Below are 19,536 nucleotides of genomic sequence, written 5' to 3'. Positions count from 1 at the left end.
AATTAGATACTCAGTACCCCACCGTTGCTTGCATTTGTAACCAGTTTGGAATAACGAGCCAGGTAACCGGTTTTCACTTTCGGTTCAAAGCCTTTCCAACCTGCGCGACGACGTTCAAACTCTTCGTCACTGATGTGCAATTCGATGATACGGTTGTTCAGATCCAGCTCGATGATGTCCCCTTCTTCAACAAAGGCGATTGGACCACCTTCAGCTGCTTCTGGAGAGATATGTCCGATACTGATCCCGCGGGATGCGCCAGAGAAGCGTCCATCGGTGATCAGACCCACTTTGGCACCCAATCCCATACCTACGATCTGGGAAGTTGGAGCCAGCATCTCAGGCATACCTGGTCCGCCTTTTGGTCCTTCATAACGGATAACGACAACATGTCCTTCTTTTACTTTGCCATTAGCAATGCCTTCAAGCGCTTGCTCTTGGGAGTCAAAGCAGATGGCAGGACCTTTGTGGTATCCGCCAACCGAAGCATCAACTGCACCAACTTTGATGATAGCGCCTTGTGGTGCAAGGTTACCAAACAATACAGCCAAGCCGCCTTTTTCGGAATGCGGGTTGTCCAGATGGTGAATAACGTTCGTATCCTGAATTTCTTTGCCTTCAACGTTCTCACGGATCGTTTTACCTGTTACTGTAATGCAGTCACCATGAATTGCGCCTGGTTTCTTGAGCAATTCGTTCAGCACTGCGCTTACGCCGCCTGCATTATGAACGTCTTCAATGTGAAGATCTGAAGCAGGGGCAAGTTTCGCCAGATGCGGAACGCGGTTGGCTACTTCATTGATACGCTCGATTGGATACTCGATGCCTGCTTCATGAGCCAGTGCCAGCGTGTGCAGTACCGTATTGGTAGATCCGCCCATCGCCATATCCAGTGCAAACGCGTTATCGATCGCTTCTACAGTAACGATATCACGTGGTTTCAAGTCCATTTTGATGAGTTCCATCAATTGGGTAGCGGATTGTTTAACAAACTCACGACGTTCAGGAGCAACGGCAAGGATGGTTCCGTTACCTGGCATAGCCAGTCCCATTGCCTCAGCCAGACAGTTCATGGAGTTTGCGGTAAACATACCAGAACATGAGCCACATGTTGGACAGCCGAACTGTTCCAGTTCAAGCAAGCTCTTATCATCGATTTTACCTGCTTGGTAAGCACCCACACCTTCAAATACGGAAGTCAGGGAGAGAGCTTTACCATTACTGTCACGACCCGCTTTCATTGGTCCACCACTTACAAACAGGGTAGGGATGTTTACGCGAAGCGCACCCATCATCATGCCTGGTGTGATTTTGTCACAGTTCGGGATACATACCATGCCGTCGAACCAGTGTGCAGATACAACGGTTTCCACGGAATCAGCGATAATATCACGGCTTGGCAACGAGTAACGCATACCAATGTGTCCCATGGCAATTCCGTCATCTACACCGATGGTGTTGAATTCGAATGGAACGCCACCGGCTTCACGAATAGCATCCTTTACAATTTTACCGAATTCCTGCAGGTGAACGTGGCCGGGCACGATATCGATGTAAGAGTTACATACGGCAATAAATGGCTTGCCGAAATCCTCTTCTTTAACCCCCGCTGCGCGGAGCAAACTCCGGTGCGGTGCACGGTCAAAACCTTTTTTGATCATATCGGAACGCATCTTCTTGGCTGACATGGTGTGTTTCCCCCCAAATATATAATATTGAGCAACATGAATGGAAAAGTAAAAGGCAGTGCATCTGTCGTTTAATTTCATCCGTACTCTAAAAAAGGACCGGCTTGCCGGTGTCGAGCTCACCGTAGTTTGTGAAATTCTTTGCTGCTTTAAACCCGTGAACACCCGGTTTTTCTATTGAGTCTATCACAACCGTCGTCATATTTCTACAATCAATAGAAAGAAGCCTCAAACCATTTTCATGGAATTAGACTTCTTGATTTGCGGGAAAGCTATGATTACGTTTTTATGTGGCGAGAGAGGTTCTGTTAGTTACTTCCGCCTTTGCGTCCAATTTCACGATAGAATTCCTTATTATGTGTTTCTGAGGTTGCTTCTCCGCCCTTGCGTCCAATCTGCTTGTAAAAGTCAGTGTCATGGGCATCTGAAGTCGCTTCTCCGCCTTTTTTTCCAATCATCTGATAGAAGCTTCGATCATGGTTTTTGGAAGTGGCCTTACCACCTAATCTTCCGGCTTCTTCACGACTCATCTTGCGTTCTGACGTCGGTTGACGTGCCATTACAAATCACTCCTTACAACGATAAGTTGTTTTTTGTAGCGCGTATCCCTCATTTACCACATCATTTCCAGCCTGAAACAACATCACCAGAATGGTACCGGTACCGAAGGATAAGAGATCCGTCAGCGCGTTAGACCGACCGTTTAAACACCTCATGCCGATTGAAAGAAAAGCGGGATATATCCGGTTCAATTAAGGGTTTGAACGCGTGACGTACAACTGGCAGAGCCAGTGTGACTGCAAATAGTACGGCGATGAGAAGTATGACTGGAATATACGCCGAGCTTCCCATATAACTGTAGACTCCAGACCAGATCGCGAGGCGAACGAGAAACCCATGCAGCAGGAACACATAGAGTGTGCGTCGTCCAAGGTCCGTTAGTCTGGAAGTTAAGGACGGTACCCAGGCCAAGAATAGCGCTGCCGATGCGATCTCCAGCAGGTAGACACCAAGTCGGAAGATGCCGGCATACCATTCGTGATGACCCAGTTCGGCGTACGTCATACTGCCAAGTAACCATCCTGATGAAATATTCAAACCGCCATACCCAATCCATACCAACAAGGCGGTGGAGAGGATAGCTGCAATTCTTCGCCCCCAACCGGGTAGCAAACGAGAACGGATGGATGCTCCATAGTCATAACCGATGATAAAGAATGGTAGAAATACAAACGTACGACTAAAGCTGAGCCAGAACCCGTCGACGGGCAAATAGCCGGCAATTACACCGAGTGCAATCGATCCAATCAACCGATACATCGGTTTCCATGAAATCGTAAGACGGAGTAAAAGTCTCCAACAGAAATGACTCGCGAGAAACCATAACAGCAAGTAAGGTGCAAAGAAAGATAGCCGCATATGGGGTGTATGGAACACGGTAAAGTCCATTAATGCGTACAAGGACTGAAACAGTACATATTGTAAGGCAATCTGCTTCAGAACGTTTCGCCCAGGCGCGCCTTGGAGCGAGTGTGTCGCAAAATATCCGGTTACCCATACAAAGAGTGGCATGTGAAACGTATATATCCACAGGAACAGAGCTTCCGCTCCTGCAAAGCGTGTGATGAGTGGTTCAAGTGCATTACCTGCAAGAACACAGACGATGAGCATAAATCGCAGATTGTAAAAGAAAGATTCCTGATCATCCCGGATCAGTGTCTGATTTTTCATGGTGTAGCCCCCTTATAGACCCTTATTGCAAAGGTCATTTGCATCTGTAATAAGGGTAATATGGATGTACATTCTCTATTGTGATTTATTTCACAATAGTAAGCGTTATCTTTTCTCAAAGCTGTGACAACAAAATGAACGCAACGGGATTGACAACGGTTGCATAGAGGATGACAATAGTAAAAGAAGATGAGGAAATGTAAATATAAGGAGGGAAGAACTCATGTCAACGATTCCCTATCCAAGCCCGGATATTATTACATTTGGGGAAAGTATGGGTTTGCTGACTGCCAAGGATACAAGAGGGCTGGAATATGCAGCCACACTGGACAAGTCGTTCGGGGGGGCTGAGAGCAATCTGGCTATTGGCGTATCCCGCCTTGGACATACCAGTGGTTGGTTTGGACGTTTGGGTAATGATCCGATCGGCAACATGATTCTAAAGGCCATTCGTGGTGAAGGCGTAGATGTATCCCGAGTCCGGTTAAGTGAACACGAGCCCACTGGTTTGATGATTCGTGAGAACGCTTCCGGGAAAGCCTCGGTGCATTATTATAGGAAGCTATCCGCTGCAAGTGCGATCACACCAGATGACCTGGATCCCGATTATATTGCCGGGGCTAAGATATTGCACGTTACAGGTATTACCGCAGCGATAAGCGCGTCCGGACTTGCTACGGTGGAAGCCGCCATACATATTGCCAGACAGGCAGGTGTGAAAGTAAGTTTTGATCCAAATCTGCGTCTCAAACTATGGTCAGCGGATGAGGCCCGTCCAGTTATACTGCGTCTGGCTGAACTGGCAGACTACTTTTTACCGGGTCTGGACGAGATGAAACTTCTATATAACGAAGAAAATGATCAAAAAGTACTTGAGCGTCTATCTGCCATGAAGGCCGTGTGCATCGTGAAGGGTGGCCCTGATTTGACCTACGTATTGGCGAATGGTACCCTAACGGAAGTTCCGTACTTTAAGGCGGATCATGTTCTGGATACGGTAGGGGCAGGAGATGGATTCTGCGCGGGATTTTTATCTGGTTTACTAAAAGGGTACTCCCCGCAGGAAGCAACTCGTCTCGGCAATTTGACCGGTTCCATGGTTATACAGGCTGTTGGTGATTGGGAGGCGCTCCCGACGTGGGAGCAGGTCGAGGCCAAGCTGAATAACGTTGTCCATGTTGAGCGCTAGTCGCTGCTGAAATCATATATGTCTCATCTTCGTTCTGAAATGTAAGGCTTGTATACACAACCATCACATTGATAAGGGAGAGATTGAAATGAAGAAGCTTCAGCTGTTGCAAAAAATTACGGATAATGGGGTTGTTGCAGTTCTGCGTGCAGATTCTGCTGATCAAGTCATTGCCATGGCCGAGCAAGCGATTGCGGGTGGCATTAAAGTTATCGAGATTACGATGACGGTACCCAGCGCACTCAAAGCCATTGAAAAATTAAGCCGCGTATACCATTGGAACACACAAGACCCAGAGAAATTTGCGATTATTGGTGCGGGAACAGTGCTTGAACCGCAGACGGCGAGAGCAGCGATCATGTCGGGTGCCGAGTTTGTAGTCGGACCTTCCCTGAACCCGGATACGGTTCAGATCTGCAACCTGTATCGAATTCCGATTCTGCCTGGTGTGATGACGATTGCTGACGTTCAACGCGCATTGGAGCTTGGTGTGGACATTGTGAAGTTGTTCCCAGGCAACCTGTATGATCCTTCGATTATCAAAACGATGAAGGGCCCTATGCCACAGGCAAATTTTATGCCAACTGGCGGGGTATCCTTGTCTAATCTGGGGGATTGGATCAAGGGTGGGGCGGTCGCTGTAGGGATCGGCTCTGACTTGACATCGGAAGCTGTGAAGACGGGTGACCTGAGTCATGTCCGTCGCAGAGCGGAACAATATATGGATGCTTACCGCAAGGCCAAGGCTGAATAGCACTTCAATATGGAGAAGGGAGCCTGATGAGCGAAGGCTCCCGCTTCTGTGAGCCGCGGCACCTGCGGAAGTGAAGAAAGGTGATTAACGTTGAGAAATCGGTATAATACAGGGCGCAAGAAGAGGGGCATCGGGAAATTCCTGCTCGTACTTCTGGCGCTCATTGTCATTGGTTGTGGATTTGTTGCGTGGAAATTATTCACACCATACGGTCCACAGGAAACAGCTCAAACGGCCATGGAAACAGCCAACCATGTGACGGTGAGCGAACAAGAGAACTGGATTGATTTTGTGCCAGACAAACCGACTGGGAAAGGTATACTTTTCTACCCTGGTGGACTGGTAAAACCGGAAAGTTATGCACCACTTGCGCATGAGTTGGCCGCTGCGGGTCATCACACCATTATTGCCAAAATGCCAGTCAACCTGGCAGTGATTAAGCAAAACTTGGCAGATGAGATTCTGGCCGCATATCCAGACGAACAATTCGTTATGGGGGGACACTCTCTCGGCGGGTCGATGGCTGCACGTTATGCATCCGCACATCCTGATGCACTTCAGGGCATCTTCTTTCTGGCATCCTACCCGGATGAAAAAGGAAGCGTAAAGTCACTGGGAATCCCTGCTTTATCCATTCTGGGAACTAAAGATGAGGTCGTGAATGTCACGAAGTACCAGAATGGACGTATGTATCTTCCAGAAGACACGGTGTATTACACCATTGAAGGCGGAAACCACGCCCAGTTTGGTGATTATGGTCATCAAAAAGGGGATGGCGAGCCGGAAGTGAGTGGAGAAGAACAGCTGAATCAGACCGTCAAGACGGTTCTGGATTGGTTAAGTACCATCAAGTAGATTTTGATTATTCTGCATTAAGGGCTGTACGCATTTATAGCATAACTTGATGGAGGTGATACGGATGACCATGCTTAAAGTACATGGAGCGCAGATCCCCTGTAAAGCTATCCTGTTCGATAAAGATGGTACACTGCTGGAATTCCTCCAGCTATGGGGGCCGTGGGCAGAGACATTGCTGAATCAGTTACAAGCTCGTATGAATGAGCTTGGAGCTTCATTTACGGTTGAACTGGAGCATGTTCTGGGGACCATCCATAATTCAGCAGGTCATATTGTCGGCTATGATCCGCAAGGCCCTCTGGCCATTGCGACTGTTGATGAGTGCACGGGATTGCTTGCCGGGCAGCTATATGCGGCAGGTATGCCATGGAATGAAGCGATCACAACGATACGCCAATTTTCAAGTGTAGCCATGCTAGAGGTTAGGCAGAGGAAACTAGCTGAACCGATGCCAGGATTGCTAGCTTTCTTGCAGAGCTGCAAGGCAGCAGACATATCATTGGCAGTCGTCACTTCTGACAGTACAGCGGCAGCAGAAACACATCTGGATTGGATGGGGATTCGTTCCTTTTTCACATCCATTGTGGGCTGTGATCGGGTGACTCAGGGCAAACCGGATGGAGAAGCAGCACTTTTGGCTTGCCGTGAATTACAGATCGACCCTGCGGAGGGCGTTGTTATTGGAGACAGCAATGGGGATATGCAGATGGGGCGGCACGCAGGCTTATCCTATACGCTCGGTTACTGTCAACAGTCAGATCAAGGATCTCATCTGTTTGATGCCCATGCCATTATTCGTCATTATAATGAGCTAAGCGTGATTATATAAGTCACCCTGGCCAGATTGAACTAGTAAAAGGAGGAGAGAGGATGAACGCAACAGAACAACTGGCTGCCTGGATTCAGGAAAGCTCCCGTATTGTTTTTTTCGGAGGGGCCGGGACTTCAACGGAAAGCGGGATTCCCGACTTCCGCTCGGCTGCGGGTCTGTATCAGACGGAACAGCATTCGCCTTATCCACCGGAAGAATTGTTAAGCCGACATTTTTTTGATCAACATGCCGATATTTTTTATGATTTTTATCGAGGCAAAATGCTTCATCCGGATGCGGAACCTAATGGATGCCATCGACTGTTAGCTCGTTTGGAGCAGGAGGGAAAACTTCATGCAGTCATCACGCAAAATATCGATGGACTGCACCAGAAGGCAGGCAACAGAAATGTTTTTGAGCTTCACGGCTCGGTTCATCGTAATGGCTGCATGGATTGCAAACATTTATATACGCTGAATGATATTATGCAATCCCAAGATACCGTACCTCGCTGTACCGCATGTGGTGGTGTGATCAAGCCGGATGTGGTGCTGTACGAAGAGGAGCTGGATCAGACGACATTGTATCGTTCCATTGATGCACTGTCTTCTGCAGATCTGTTACTCGTGGGCGGCACGTCACTGACGGTATATCCAGCCGCCCAGTTAATTACGTATTTTCAGGGAAAACATACTGTTCTGCTGAACGCTACACCTACCGCTTACGACCGCAGGGCGGATTTGCTGATTACAGAGCCGATTGGTGAGGTAATGAATAATGTGGACCAGCTTCTTGGTTGAACGTATGGACTGAATAACCGCATTCTCCGGCACAGGCCGGACACAAGAGGCGGAACCTGGGGAAAGAAGGGATTCATAATGGTCTACGTAGCAAGCGATACTCGCTATGAAACGATGAAATATAACCGCGTTGGACGTTCAGGTTTGAAGCTGCCAGCGATTTCACTGGGGCTGTGGCATAATTTTGGCGGTATTAATAACGCTGAGAATGGCCGTAATATGATTACCCGTTCATTTGATCTGGGCATTACCCATTTTGACCTTGCCAACAATTATGGTCCACCGGCAGGTTCGGCAGAGCAGCTATTTGGACAAGTACTGGCCCAGGATCTGAAACCTTATCGTGATGAACTGGTGATCTCCACTAAAGCGGGATACTATATGTGGCCCGGGCCGTATGGCGAGTGGGGCTCACGCAAAAATCTGGTATCCAGTCTGAATCAGAGCTTGAAACGTATGGGCTTGGATTATGTGGATATTTTCTATTCTCATCGTTATGATCCCGAAACGCCTTTGGAAGAAACGATGATGGCACTGGATCATATTGTTCGTTCGGGCAAAGCGCTCTATGTAGGGATCTCTAACTATCCCGCAGAGCAGACGAGACAGGCTGCCGAAATACTGAAAAGTCTGGGAACACCGCTGCTAATCCATCAACCGAAATACTCGCTGTTGGAGCGCTGGATCGAAGACGGTTTGCAGGACGTGCTGGATGAGTATGGAACAGGCAGTATTGCATTCTGTCCATTGGCACAGGGTGTGCTCACGAACAAATATTTGAATGGCATCCCGGAAGATTCACGCGCCAAAGGGCCGTCGGTATTCCTGAATGAGAACAACATCTCTCCAGAGACGCTCCGCAAAGTGCGTGCGCTGAACCAGATTGCTGCGGCCCGCGGTCAGAGTTTGGCCCAATTTGCACTCTCCTGGGTTCTGCGCAATGGCAGGGTAACTTCTGCGCTGATTGGGGCAAGCCGTCCTTCCCAGATTGAAGAGAATGTGGCTGCACTTAGCCAGTTGGAATTCTCTACAGAGGAATTGGAACGTATTGAATCCATTCTGTCTCCGGAGCCTGATGACAAATAAATAAAGTGTAAAAGGTGCATCTTAGCCATAATGGCGGAATGCACCTTTTTTCGTTGTAATATGTTGTTCACTGTTTATTTTGTAGGGTATTCTTCTGTGACCCCTGGTGTGACGGACGGGACAGTATTTTCTCTCGATACAAGCTGGGTGCTTCACCATGAAATCGTTTGAACTGTTTGGAGAAATACAGTGCGTCAGGTAGTCCAACTGATGCAGAAACCTGTTCAATGGACAGATCCGGGCGTTCACGGAGCAGTTGACGCGACTTGTCGATCCGCAGTTTTAGCAGATAGGTAACTGGGGAAAGTCCGGTTTCCTGTTTGAAAATACGGGATAGATATGCACGGTTGTATCCAAGACTCGCAGACATTTGTTCAATGGAGACAGGATAGGCATACTGGGTGGACATATATTGAATCATCTGTTTCACCGTACGCCGGATGGAGGATTCACCTGGAATTAAGGTTTGGCCCTGCGAAAGGTGATTCTGTGCTTCAGCTAGAATCATATATAACGTACCCAGTGATGTGAAATGGGAGCTCTCTTTGCGCTCGGCAAAAGCATCCTGCATCACGGATAGCCAATCGGATATTCCGCAGGATGACCCGGCATGAAAAACGGACTTTTCCGGGCGGAATCCGGCTTCTTCGGTATGTTGGGCAGCCTGGCTGCCTGTGAAGGCAATCCAGCGGTATTGCCATGGGTTGCGGGCATGAGACTGATAACTTACCAGTTGCCCGGGATGAATGAGGAAACAATCCCCTGCGGATAACTCGTAGGTGTGCAGTTCGGTACGGAACGTACCCACCCCTTTTTCTACATAATGCAGTAGATAATAATCATACAGTTTGGGCCCGAGGGCATGACCCGGAAGTGTCTGGCTTGCCCCGGCAAACAGGACATGCAGTGGTCCTTGTTCATAATAGACGGGATTGGAGGCAACCGAATAACTGAGTGCTCCGCTTTTACCGGAAGGTGGTTCCTGAATTTTCTCTATAGAAGATGCAAGGGAGTCTTTCTTGGAGTTTGAGAGATCTGCCATGGTCGTTTCCTTCTTTCTGGGATGCTCCGATCATTATACGCCTTAAGGTCACATTTATCCATATGAAACACACATGGTTGCATTACAAGAGGCACCGCTTTCTTATATAATAACATTAAGAAAACCACAACAACGAGGCGAGGTGCACCAGCAGTGAACGTAACTGAATTGAAACAAAAGTTTATTGAGAAATACGGAGTGAGTGGAGCGGACATCCGTGTGTTTCATGCCCCGGGGCGTGTGAATCTGATCGGTGAGCACATTGACTATAACGGTGGATACGTGCTTCCGGCAGCACTGGAATTCGGGACAACATTGATTATTCGTGAGCGTCAAGACAATCAATTGCAACTGGCTTCCACGAACATGTCCTACGAAGGGGCACTGAATACCTCCACAATAGGTAAGGAGAAAACCGGAGAATGGATCGACTATCCAGTTGGCGTCATGGTTGAACTGCAAGGGAAAGGCGTGAAGGTAACGAAAGGGTACGACTTCCTGTACCATGGGGAGATTCCAAACGGGGCAGGACTTTCATCGTCTGCATCTCTGGAGGTACTCACCGGATTCGCGATTCAGTCTCTGGAGGGTGTATCGGATATTGATACGGTTCAACTGGCGCTTCTGTCCCAAAAGGCAGAGAATGAGTTCGTCGGCGTCAACTGTGGAATCATGGATCAGTTCGCTGTCGCAAACGGTGCTCAGGATCACGCGATCCTGCTGATGTGTGACACACTGGAGTACGAAAAGGTTCCTTTCCGTACAGGCTCCTACAAATTAGTCATCGGGAACACGAACAAACGTCGCGGTCTGGTGGATTCGGCTTACAATGAACGTCGCTCCCAATGCGAGCAGGCACTTGCCATCTTGAAGGAACAGCTGCCTGCACTGAATTACCTGGCTCAATTGACGCCAGAGCAGTTCGTAACATTAAAGGATCAGATCAAGGATGAGAAAGTAAGAGAGCGTGCACAACATGTCGTGGAAGAGAACGCACGTGTGCTCGCATCGGTCGAAGCATTGCGGATCAATGATCTGGAATCCTTCGGCAAGCTGATGAACGCTTCACATGAATCGCTTCGCGACTTGTACGAAGTAAGCTGTGATGAGCTGGATGTTATGGTTGAAGAAGCTCAGCGGATTCCAGGCACGCTCGGTGCTCGGATGACTGGCGCAGGATTTGGCGGTTGTACCGTATCCCTTGTGCATGAAGACGATGTTGAGCGTTTTGTGAGCGAAGTGGGCGCGGCGTATGAAGCGCGTACCGGTCTCAAAGGTGATTTTTATGTATGCGGTGTAGGCGACGGTGTTAAAGAATTGAAGGAGGCGAAGTAAAATGGCAATTTTGGTGACAGGTGGAGCAGGGTATATTGGATCTCATACGGTAGCAGCATTGTTGGAACGTGGGGAAGAGGTTGTGGTACTGGATAACTTGCAGACAGGGCATCGTGAGGCGTTGCTCGGCGGTAAGTTGTATGAAGGGGATCTGCGTGACAAAGAAATTCTGGCGAAGCTGTTCGCTGAGAATACAATCGATGCGGTTATTCATTTTGCAGCGAGTTCCCTGGTAGGGGAGAGTATGAAAGAACCTGTTAAATATTATGACAATAATGTGTTTGGCACACTGTGCTTGCTGGAAGCCATGAACGCAGCAAATGTACGCCGCATTGTCTTCTCCTCTACGGCAGCGACCTATGGTGAGCCTGAGAAAGTGCCAATTGAAGAAAGCGATCGTACCGAGCCAACCAGCGTGTATGGCGAAACCAAGCTGATGATGGAGCGCATGATGTCTTGGTTTGATAAAGTACATGATATCAAATACGTTTCCCTGCGTTACTTCAATGCAGCCGGTGCTCATGACAGTGGCAAAATCGGTGAAGATCACCAGCCAGAGAGTCACTTAATTCCACTCGTACTGCAAACAGCTTTGAAACAACGCCCACACATCGCAGTATTTGGTGACGACTATGCAACAGAAGATGGAACATGTATCCGTGACTATATCCACGTGAGCGACTTGGCTGATGCGCATCTGCGTGCAGTAGATTATCTTCGCAAAGGTGAGAACAGCAATGTATTTAACCTGGGTAACGGTACAGGATTCTCGGTGAAACAAGTCATTGAGACAGCTAAAAAAGTGACTGGCCTCGATATCCCGGTTGTACAGGAACCACGTCGTGCAGGTGACCCGGCTGTGCTGGTAGCTTCCTCTGCGAAAGCGAGATCCGTCCTGGGCTGGAATCCGAAGTGGACCAATCTTGAAGATGTCATTCAAAGCGCTTGGGGCTGGCACCAATCACGTCCTGACGGCTACGGAAAAAACTAGGAGGCGAATACCTTATGTCACAGACTCATATTGCAGCAGGTGCCACAGAGCGGACACCGGAGCAGCAGGAAGCACTGCATGCCATTGAACGTCTGGTTGCATTTGCCTTGCAGAAACAATTAATCGAGGAAGCGGATTGGGATTATAGCCGCAACCTATTGCTTGAACAATTCGGATTCTCAGAGCCTTATGCCGGAGAGTTGGACACAACTGTGCCCGATGGTCCACAAGCTATGCTGGATACGTTGATTGATTATGGATTCACTATTGGACTCATTCCTGAAAATAGCGATACGTTCCGTGATTTGCTGGATGCCAAAATCATGGGCCATCTAATGGCTCGCCCATCCGAAGTGGTACGCGCATTCCGTCACACGGAGCAAACGGAAGGCATTGAGGCAGCCACCTCTCAGTTCTATGACTTGTCGATTAACTCCAACTATATCCGGATGGATCGGATCTCGAAGAACGTCTACTGGACACAGGACACGGCCTATGGAGACATGGAGATAACCATCAACCTGTCGAAGCCGGAGAAAAGTCCAAAGGAAATTGCCATGGCGAAATTGCTTCCGCCTCCGGTATATCCAAAATGCCAACTGTGTCGTGAAAATGTAGGCTACGCTGGTCGGGTGAATCACCCGGCTCGCCAAAACCTGCGTGTCATTCCGCTGGAGCTAAACAACGAGCCTTGGTTGTTCCAATACTCGCCGTATGTATACTACAACGAGCACTGCATCATTTTCCATCACGATCATGTGCCGATGAAACTGACGAAGGATACGCTGCGTAGACTGCTTGCCTTTGTCGGGGAGTACCCGCATTACTTTATCGGATCTAACGCGGATTTGCCGATCGTAGGCGGATCGATTCTGACACATGACCATTTCCAGGGTGGACGTCATACATTCGCGATTCAAAATGCACAGCCTGAGGCCGTCTTCCGCCATGCGGATGCACCTGGACTTACACTGAGTCTCGTAAAATGGCCGATGTCTGTGATGCGTCTGGCTTCACACGATCCTGCAGAGTTGCTTGAAGCAGGTAATGCTGTATATGAAGCGTGGAAGCTCTACAGTGATTCTGCTGCGGATATCGAGGCATTCAGTGAAGTAGATGGGGAACAGGTACCGCACAATACGGTAACACCAATCGTTCGTCGCAGTGCAGACGGTGGGTATGAGATGGATCTCGTCTTGCGTAACAACCGCACGAATGATGTGCATCCTGAAGGGATTTTCCATCCGCATCGTGAGATGCACCATTTGAAAAAAGAGAACATTGGTCTGATCGAAGTGATGGGACTTGCCATTCTGCCAGGTCGCTTGAAAGAAGAACTGGACAGTATCGCGGATATCCTCGCTGGAGATGCCAAGCTTGCTGAAGCGGCCAAAGCTTCCGATCATGTCTTGAACAAGCATCTGGGCTGGGCGGAAGAATTGATTGGACGTTTCGGTCCTAAGTTGGACAAAGAACAAGCCGTTGCTATTGTACAGCAGGAAGTCGGTTTGAAATTTGCCGAGATTCTGGAGCATGCAGGTGTCTACAAACATGATGAAGCAGGACGTCAGGCTTTCCGTCGTTTTGTGAGCAGCATGGGATACACTGAATAATAATTAACATAATCAACAAATCAAGAACACCCGCCCAATCAGGAGCGGGTGTTCTTGTCATGAGTACGCATTGGAATGAGCTTCCGAGCCAGTTATAATGGAGAGAAGTCCTAGAGTAACACAATGAATTGAGGAAATGGGGTTAATGAATTGGAAAAGAAGGCATTGAATATTCCATTGATTACAGATGCAGAGGAACTGCAAAGCATGGTGGGGGAACCCCATGAACATGTGCGTAACAAGGCAATCTCATTTGTGGATTCACATGTTCAGAATTTTCTAACCATGTCGCCTTTATTTTTCCTCTCTACGTCCGATCGGGATGGAAATAGCGATGTATCGCCACGGGGCGATGGAGCGGGATTTGTGAAAGTATATGAACCATATCGGCTCGTTTATCCCGAGCGCCCAGGCAATCGGCGGATAGACTCGTTGTTGAACATGTTGTCTAACCCTGGTATCGGTATGCTTTTTTTGATTCCGGGACTGAATGAAGTGCTGCGTATCAATGGTACAGCATCCATTACCAAGGATGAGGAATTCATCGCCAGTATGGGCTGGAGTGGTAAAACCATAGGTGCAGCTGTCATTGTGGATGTGGAAGAGTGCTTTATTCATTGTCCTCGGGCATTCAAACAGGCTGGGTTATGGGCCACCGAAACATGGGCGAACGCTGAGGATTTACCTTCAACGAGCGAGATGTTTCGAGCACATTTGGAGATTAACGGGTTGTTATAAAGTGAGTGACTATCGATTTGTTTTTCTATAAACAGGGTACTATAATTGGAGTTGCACAAAAATTCTAAACTCCATTGGAGGCGACAATAGATATGAGATCTTTCCAATTCTATAATCCAACCCGGCTGATTTTCGGCAAAGGACAACTGGAAGCATTGAAAACAGAAGTGCCGAAATACGGTAAACGGGTTCTGCTTGTATATGGTGGCGGCAGTATCAAACGCAGTGGGCTGTATGATCAAGTGATCGGTTTGCTTAAGGAAGCTGGAGCAGAAGTGACTGAACTGGCTGGCGTGGAACCTAACCCGCGTCTTTCTACGGTCCATAAAGGGGTAGACATCTGCAAAACAAATAACATCGACCTGATCCTCGCTGTAGGTGGCGGTAGTGTACTGGATTGTTCCAAAGCGATTGCTGTAGGTGCCAAGTATGATGGCGATATGTGGGATTTTGCTCAGCGCAAAGCTGTTGCACAAGACGCTCTTCCACTCGGTACGGTACTGACTATGGCAGCAACTGGTTCGGAGATGAACTCCGGTTCGGTTATTACGAATCAGGATACCCAAGAAAAACTGGGTTGGGGCAGTGCATACTCTTTCCCTGCATTCTCTATCCTGGATCCAGTGAATACATACACTGTTCCACTGGACCAAACGGTATACGGCATGGTGGATATGATGTCTCACGTATTGGAGCATTACTTCCATCTGGACGCCAACACACCGGTTCAACTCGGCTTCTGTGAGACGATTCTGCGTACCGTAATGGAAGCAGCACCTCGTCTGGTTGAAGATTTGGAGAACTATGAGCTGCGCGAAACAATTCTGTATTGCGGAACGATGGCATTGAATGGCGTGCTGAATATGGGTCTCGCAGGAGACTGGGCAACACATAATATCGAACACGCGGTATCCGCAGTGTATGATATCCCGCATGGCGGTGGACTCGCGATCTTGTTCCCACACTGGATGAAACATAATCTGGATGTCAATGTGGATCGATTCAAACGTCTGGCAATCAATGTGTTCGAAGTGAATCCTGAAGGCAAGTCGGACAGACAGGTTGCTGAAGAGGGTATCGATGCGCTTAGCAAATTCTGGACATCCATTGGTGCACCTAACCGTTTGGCAGATTACGATATCGATGATAGTCAGATCGACGTAATGGCTGACAAAGCGATGCTGTTTGGTCCATTCGGTAACTTCAAGAAACTGCAACGGGAAGATGTTGTATCCATCTACAAGGCTTCTCTGTAATTCTATAATCCCTGACAAGTGAACGGACACATGCTGTTGTCCGATAGCCGCAAGTCTCCTTCATGGGGGCTTGCGGTTTTTTTCATGTATTCGGGCTGTACACGTGAATAACGAAGGAACATGAAGCAAGGAGAACAGAATGTCGTGATAATACCCATTATCGGCTCCAGAATACATTTGAGGAAAGAATTTGAAACATTTTGATGTTAGCTACGTATTTATTTACATGTGGAATGCTCAGTTAGAATGAATTTGCGGCAGAGGAGAGGAGGAACAGGGGATGGAGACAATTTATTGGGGGTGTCTAATCGGAGGAGCAATATTTGCGGTTGTCAGCCTTGTGCTGGGTGACTTGATTGATGGCTTGCTGGACGGAGCTTTCGAAATGCCAGGTCTTGATTTTTTCAAACCCGTTGTGTTAGCTGGTTCCATTACAACCTTTGGTGGGGCAGGCATTATGCTGACACGTTATAGTTCATTAAGTGCGATGTCCGGTCTAATATTATCCCTGCTTATAGGTATTGCTGCAGCCATGCTGGTATTCTTCGCATATATCAAACCGATGCGTAACAGCGATGTCTCCATTGCATTTTCAATGAAAGAGTTATCAGGCAAAATTGGGGAAATTACCATTCCGGTGCCGGAAAAAGGTTTTGGTGAAGTGATGATCCGCTTTGCATCCGGTAGTACGATTCAGACAGCATCCAGCTTTGAACACCTTCCCATTGCGGCGGGAGCACGTGTTGTCGTGGTGGATGTCGTAGATGGTGTACTGCGAGTGTCGGAATGGGATGAAAATGTACTTAAAGATTTATAAACTAGTCTAATCACCTAATTAGTTTAAGCACTCATCATGAATGAATAAGGGGAGAGATGTGGAATGGATTTAAATTGGGATGTGTTGTTGATTCCTGCAGTTGTTATTGGTGTGATTCTGATTTTGGGTTTGGCTTTCTGGGCGAGATACAAAACGGTTGGACCGGATGAAGCGATGATCGTTACGGGGTCATTCCTGGGTAGCAAAAATATATCCGATGATGATTCTGGCCGGAAAATTAAAATTGTTCGTGGTGGCGGTGCATTTATCCTGCCGGTATTCCAGCAATCCGAGTTTATCTCCTTATTGTCCCACAAGCTGGATGTCTCCACACCTGAAGTGTACACGGAGCAAGGTGTTCCAGTTATTGCTGACGGTGTCGCTATTATCAAGGTTGGGGGCGCTGTAGAGGACGTTGCTACGGCAGCTGAGCAATTCATCGGTAAACCTGTAGAAGCGCTGAGAAGCGAAGCACAGGAGGTACTGGAGGGGCATTTGCGGGCCATCCTCGGTACGATGACGGTGGAAGAGGTGTATCGGAACCGGGATCGATTTGCTCAAGAGGTTCAAGGAGTAGCAGCTAGAGATCTGAAAAAAATGGGACTGCAAATTGTCTCATTTACCATCAAGGATGTTCGTGACAAACAGGGCTACCTGGACGCTCTCGGTAAACCGAGAATTGCGGCAGTGAAGCGTGATGCCGAGATTGCTGAAGCGGAAGCAATGCGTGATGCGCGTATTCAAAAGGCTAATGCGGAAGAACAGGGCCAAAAAGCAGAGTTGCTGCGGGATACCAATATCGCCGAGGCAGCCAAAGAGAAGGAACTAAAAGTAGCCACGTTTAAGCGGGATCAGGATACAGCAAAAGCGGAAGCCGATCAGGCATACCATATCCATGAAGCGCGTGCGAGACAGACCGTGGTAGAAGAAGAAATGAAGGTTGAACTCGTTCGTAAAGAACGTGAGATCGATCTGCAAGAAAAAGAAATCGTCGTACGTGAGAAGCAATATGATGCCGAAGTGAAGAAAAAGGCAGAAGCGGATCGTTATGCGGTGGAGCAGGCTGCCGAAGCGGATAAAGCCAAAAGAATGCGTGAAGCCGATGCAGTACAGTACTCCATCGAAACACACGCCAAAGCAACAGCTGAACAGAAGCGGCTTGAAGGTCAGGCCATGGCGGATGCGGAACTTGCCAAAGGTACAGCTGATGCAGAAGTTATTCGTTTGCGTGGACTTGCCGAAGCAGAAGCGAAGGAAAAACTGGCCGAGGCGTTCCAGAAGTTTGGCGAAGCGGCTGTACTCGATATTATCGTCAAAATGCTGCCTGAGCTGGCTGGAAAAATTGCCGAGCCGATTGCATCCATTGATAAACTGACTGTGGTAGATACAGGTAAAGGAGAAGGTGCAGCGCGTGTAAGTAACTATGTTACGGAACTTATGGCGACGGCTCCAGAGATGCTTAAAAGCGTATCCGGCATCGATGTAGAGCAGCTGATTAAAGGCCTTACCAAGTCCAAAACACCTGCGCCGGTTGCCATTCAACAGAGCGAGGCTGTGACAACCCCTTCCATAATCGACAAGATTGTGGAAAGAGCTGGGGTTGACGAGTAACAACCACTTCCAATGTTGCGGTATACTCTATTGACCTTAAGGCGAATTTTTGTTACTTTTTAAGCGAGACGTCCGGCGCGGTTTGCCCGCTCCGGATGTCTTTTCGTTCGTAACAGGGTGTGACTTATCACACCTAAGATGGTGTGAAAAATGAGGTGCAAACAATGAGCAGCCTGCATGTAGATAAAGCGCTAAATAATAATGTAATCATTGCACAGCATCCTGATCATGGGGAAGTCGTTGTCATTGGTAAGGGCATTGGTTTTAACCGAAAACCGAGTGATCACATTCCACTGATGGCTGTGGAGAAAATGTTCATTTTGAAAAACCAGCAGGAGCAGGAGCAGTACAAGCAGCTTCTTCCACAGGTGGATGAAGCCTTGATCGAGATTATTAACGAAGTCATTACGTATATCGCAGAGCGTACGGACGTTCCTCTGAATGAACATATCCATATTGCATTAACCGATCATATTTCTTTCGCGTTAAAACGCAAGGAACAGGGAATTGTCATACAAAATCCATTTCTATATGAGACCCGCGAGATTTATCCTGAAGAATATCGGATGGGAGAATACGCTGTTCGTCTGATCAAGGAGAGAATGGGAGTAGACTTGGGGATGGACGAGATTGGTTTTATTGCCCTTCATATCTATAGCGCAATGACCAACCAAAATATATCCCAGGTACGTGAACATTCACAATTGATCACTGATCTGGTGAACGTGGTGTCTGACCAACTTGATTATTCGTTTGAAACGGAATCGCTGGACTACTCCCGTTTGCTCACTCATCTTCGTTTCGCCCTTGAGCGTGTACGCCGGGGGGACAAAGTCGAAGAACTTCATAAATTGGATTCGCTGCTCAAGTTGGAGTATCCGGAAATGTACTCGCTTGCATGGAAGCTGACCAAAGTGATGGAGAAAAGGCTGAAATTGCCAGTTTATCCCGCGGAAGTAGGGTATCTGACCATTCATCTGCAACGGCTGAATCAACGGAAGGAAGAAGAGAATAAGTGAAATCATTCCAGTGATGGAATGCGGGAATAATTTTTTTGGTGTAAAGGCTTGCAATGGATTAGAACTGGTGCTACAATGGTCTCCGTAATCAAGCAACTGAATTAACATAAGCGACGTGTTACTGACTCGATCAGGCATGAGTTAATAAGAGTGTGATTGTTCTTACCTTATACAGGGTATGCTATACCCCAAGGTTG

General features: G+C 48.0%; 17 protein-coding genes and 1 pseudogene. 14 read left to right on the top strand and 4 right to left on the bottom strand.

Annotated elements, in window-relative coordinates:
* Positions 1–2 precede the first annotated feature (2 nt).
* The 3 genes and pseudogenes from ilvD to M1D71_RS22575 all read right to left on the bottom strand — a co-directional run bounded on the left by ilvD (position 3) and on the right by M1D71_RS22575 (position 3,419).
* Entirely contained in the window at positions 3–1,688 is a 1,686-nt protein-coding gene (gene ilvD / locus M1D71_RS22585) for a dihydroxy-acid dehydratase (RefSeq protein WP_036616973.1), read from the bottom strand.
* Between the two features lie 317 nt (positions 1,689–2,005).
* Positions 2,006–2,248: pseudogene (locus M1D71_RS22580) on the bottom strand (KGG domain-containing protein); the annotation flags it as partial.
* 130 nt (positions 2,249–2,378) lie between these two features.
* Positions 2,379–3,419: an acyltransferase family protein gene (locus M1D71_RS22575; protein WP_458123774.1), complete on the bottom strand. Its 1,041-nt coding sequence runs from the start codon at positions 3,417–3,419 to the stop codon at positions 2,379–2,381.
* A gap of 223 nt (positions 3,420–3,642) precedes the next feature.
* Between M1D71_RS22575 and M1D71_RS22570 the strand changes: the two genes are divergently transcribed.
* The 6 genes from M1D71_RS22570 (at position 3,643) to mgrA (ending at position 8,917) form a co-directional block, all read left to right on the top strand.
* Complete coding sequence (locus M1D71_RS22570; protein WP_458123773.1) at positions 3,643–4,608, top strand: sugar kinase; 966 nt, start codon at positions 3,643–3,645, stop codon at positions 4,606–4,608.
* An 88-nt stretch (positions 4,609–4,696) separates the two neighbouring features.
* A complete protein-coding gene (locus tag M1D71_RS22565; protein ID WP_105407210.1) occupies positions 4,697–5,362 on the top strand; it encodes a bifunctional 2-keto-4-hydroxyglutarate aldolase/2-keto-3-deoxy-6-phosphogluconate aldolase in 666 nt (221 codons plus the stop codon).
* A 90-nt stretch (positions 5,363–5,452) separates the two neighbouring features.
* Positions 5,453–6,217 carry an alpha/beta fold hydrolase gene (locus M1D71_RS22560; RefSeq protein ID WP_458123772.1) on the top strand — a complete coding sequence of 255 codons (765 nt, stop codon included), beginning with the start codon at positions 5,453–5,455 and terminating at the stop codon, positions 6,215–6,217.
* Positions 6,218–6,281: 64 nt separating this feature from the next.
* Positions 6,282–7,049 (top strand): HAD family hydrolase, encoded by a 768-nt coding sequence (locus M1D71_RS22555; protein WP_458123771.1) that lies wholly within the window; start codon positions 6,282–6,284, stop codon positions 7,047–7,049.
* Positions 7,050–7,090: 41 nt separating this feature from the next.
* Entirely contained in the window at positions 7,091–7,831 is a 741-nt protein-coding gene (locus M1D71_RS22550; RefSeq protein WP_458123770.1) for an NAD-dependent protein deacylase, read from the top strand.
* A gap of 78 nt (positions 7,832–7,909) precedes the next feature.
* Positions 7,910–8,917: an L-glyceraldehyde 3-phosphate reductase gene (gene mgrA / locus M1D71_RS22545; RefSeq protein ID WP_458123769.1), complete on the top strand. Its 1,008-nt coding sequence runs from the start codon at positions 7,910–7,912 to the stop codon at positions 8,915–8,917.
* Positions 8,918–8,984: 67 nt separating this feature from the next.
* Here the strand turns inward: mgrA and M1D71_RS22540 are convergent, their stop codons facing one another.
* Positions 8,985–9,959 carry an AraC family ligand binding domain-containing protein gene (locus M1D71_RS22540; RefSeq protein ID WP_458123768.1) on the bottom strand — a complete coding sequence of 325 codons (975 nt, stop codon included), beginning with the start codon at positions 9,957–9,959 and terminating at the stop codon, positions 8,985–8,987.
* 153 nt (positions 9,960–10,112) lie between these two features.
* Between M1D71_RS22540 and M1D71_RS22535 the strand changes: the two genes are divergently transcribed.
* The 8 genes from M1D71_RS22535 (at position 10,113) to glcT (ending at position 19,339) form a co-directional block, all read left to right on the top strand.
* On the top strand, positions 10,113–11,294 hold the full coding sequence (locus M1D71_RS22535; protein WP_458123767.1) for a galactokinase: 1,182 nt from the start codon (positions 10,113–10,115) through the stop codon (positions 11,292–11,294).
* 1 nt (position 11,295) lies between these two features.
* Positions 11,296–12,285, top strand: coding sequence for a UDP-glucose 4-epimerase GalE (gene galE / locus M1D71_RS22530; protein WP_458123766.1), 990 nt, complete (start codon positions 11,296–11,298; stop codon positions 12,283–12,285).
* 14 nt (positions 12,286–12,299) lie between these two features.
* Entirely contained in the window at positions 12,300–13,898 is a 1,599-nt protein-coding gene (locus M1D71_RS22525; protein ID WP_458123765.1) for a UDP-glucose--hexose-1-phosphate uridylyltransferase, read from the top strand.
* A 150-nt stretch (positions 13,899–14,048) separates the two neighbouring features.
* Entirely contained in the window at positions 14,049–14,636 is a 588-nt protein-coding gene (locus tag M1D71_RS22520; RefSeq protein ID WP_458123764.1) for an MSMEG_1061 family FMN-dependent PPOX-type flavoprotein, read from the top strand.
* A 92-nt stretch (positions 14,637–14,728) separates the two neighbouring features.
* Positions 14,729–15,892, top strand: a complete 1,164-nt coding sequence (locus M1D71_RS22515) for an iron-containing alcohol dehydrogenase (protein ID WP_458123763.1) — start codon at positions 14,729–14,731, stop codon at positions 15,890–15,892.
* 280 nt (positions 15,893–16,172) lie between these two features.
* Positions 16,173–16,709, top strand: a complete 537-nt coding sequence (locus M1D71_RS22510) for a hypothetical protein (protein WP_017686844.1) — start codon at positions 16,173–16,175, stop codon at positions 16,707–16,709.
* A gap of 63 nt (positions 16,710–16,772) precedes the next feature.
* Positions 16,773–18,320 carry a flotillin family protein gene (locus tag M1D71_RS22505; RefSeq protein WP_458123762.1) on the top strand — a complete coding sequence of 516 codons (1,548 nt, stop codon included), beginning with the start codon at positions 16,773–16,775 and terminating at the stop codon, positions 18,318–18,320.
* A gap of 164 nt (positions 18,321–18,484) precedes the next feature.
* On the top strand, positions 18,485–19,339 hold the full coding sequence (glcT, locus tag M1D71_RS22500) for a glucose PTS transporter transcription antiterminator GlcT (protein WP_458123761.1): 855 nt from the start codon (positions 18,485–18,487) through the stop codon (positions 19,337–19,339).
* The last annotated feature ends 197 nt before the right edge of the window (positions 19,340–19,536 follow it).

The organism is Paenibacillus sp. Z3-2, from assembly GCF_054161325.1.
Note: the sequence above shows the minus strand (reverse complement) of the source record. Positions and strands in the feature narration are given on the sequence as shown.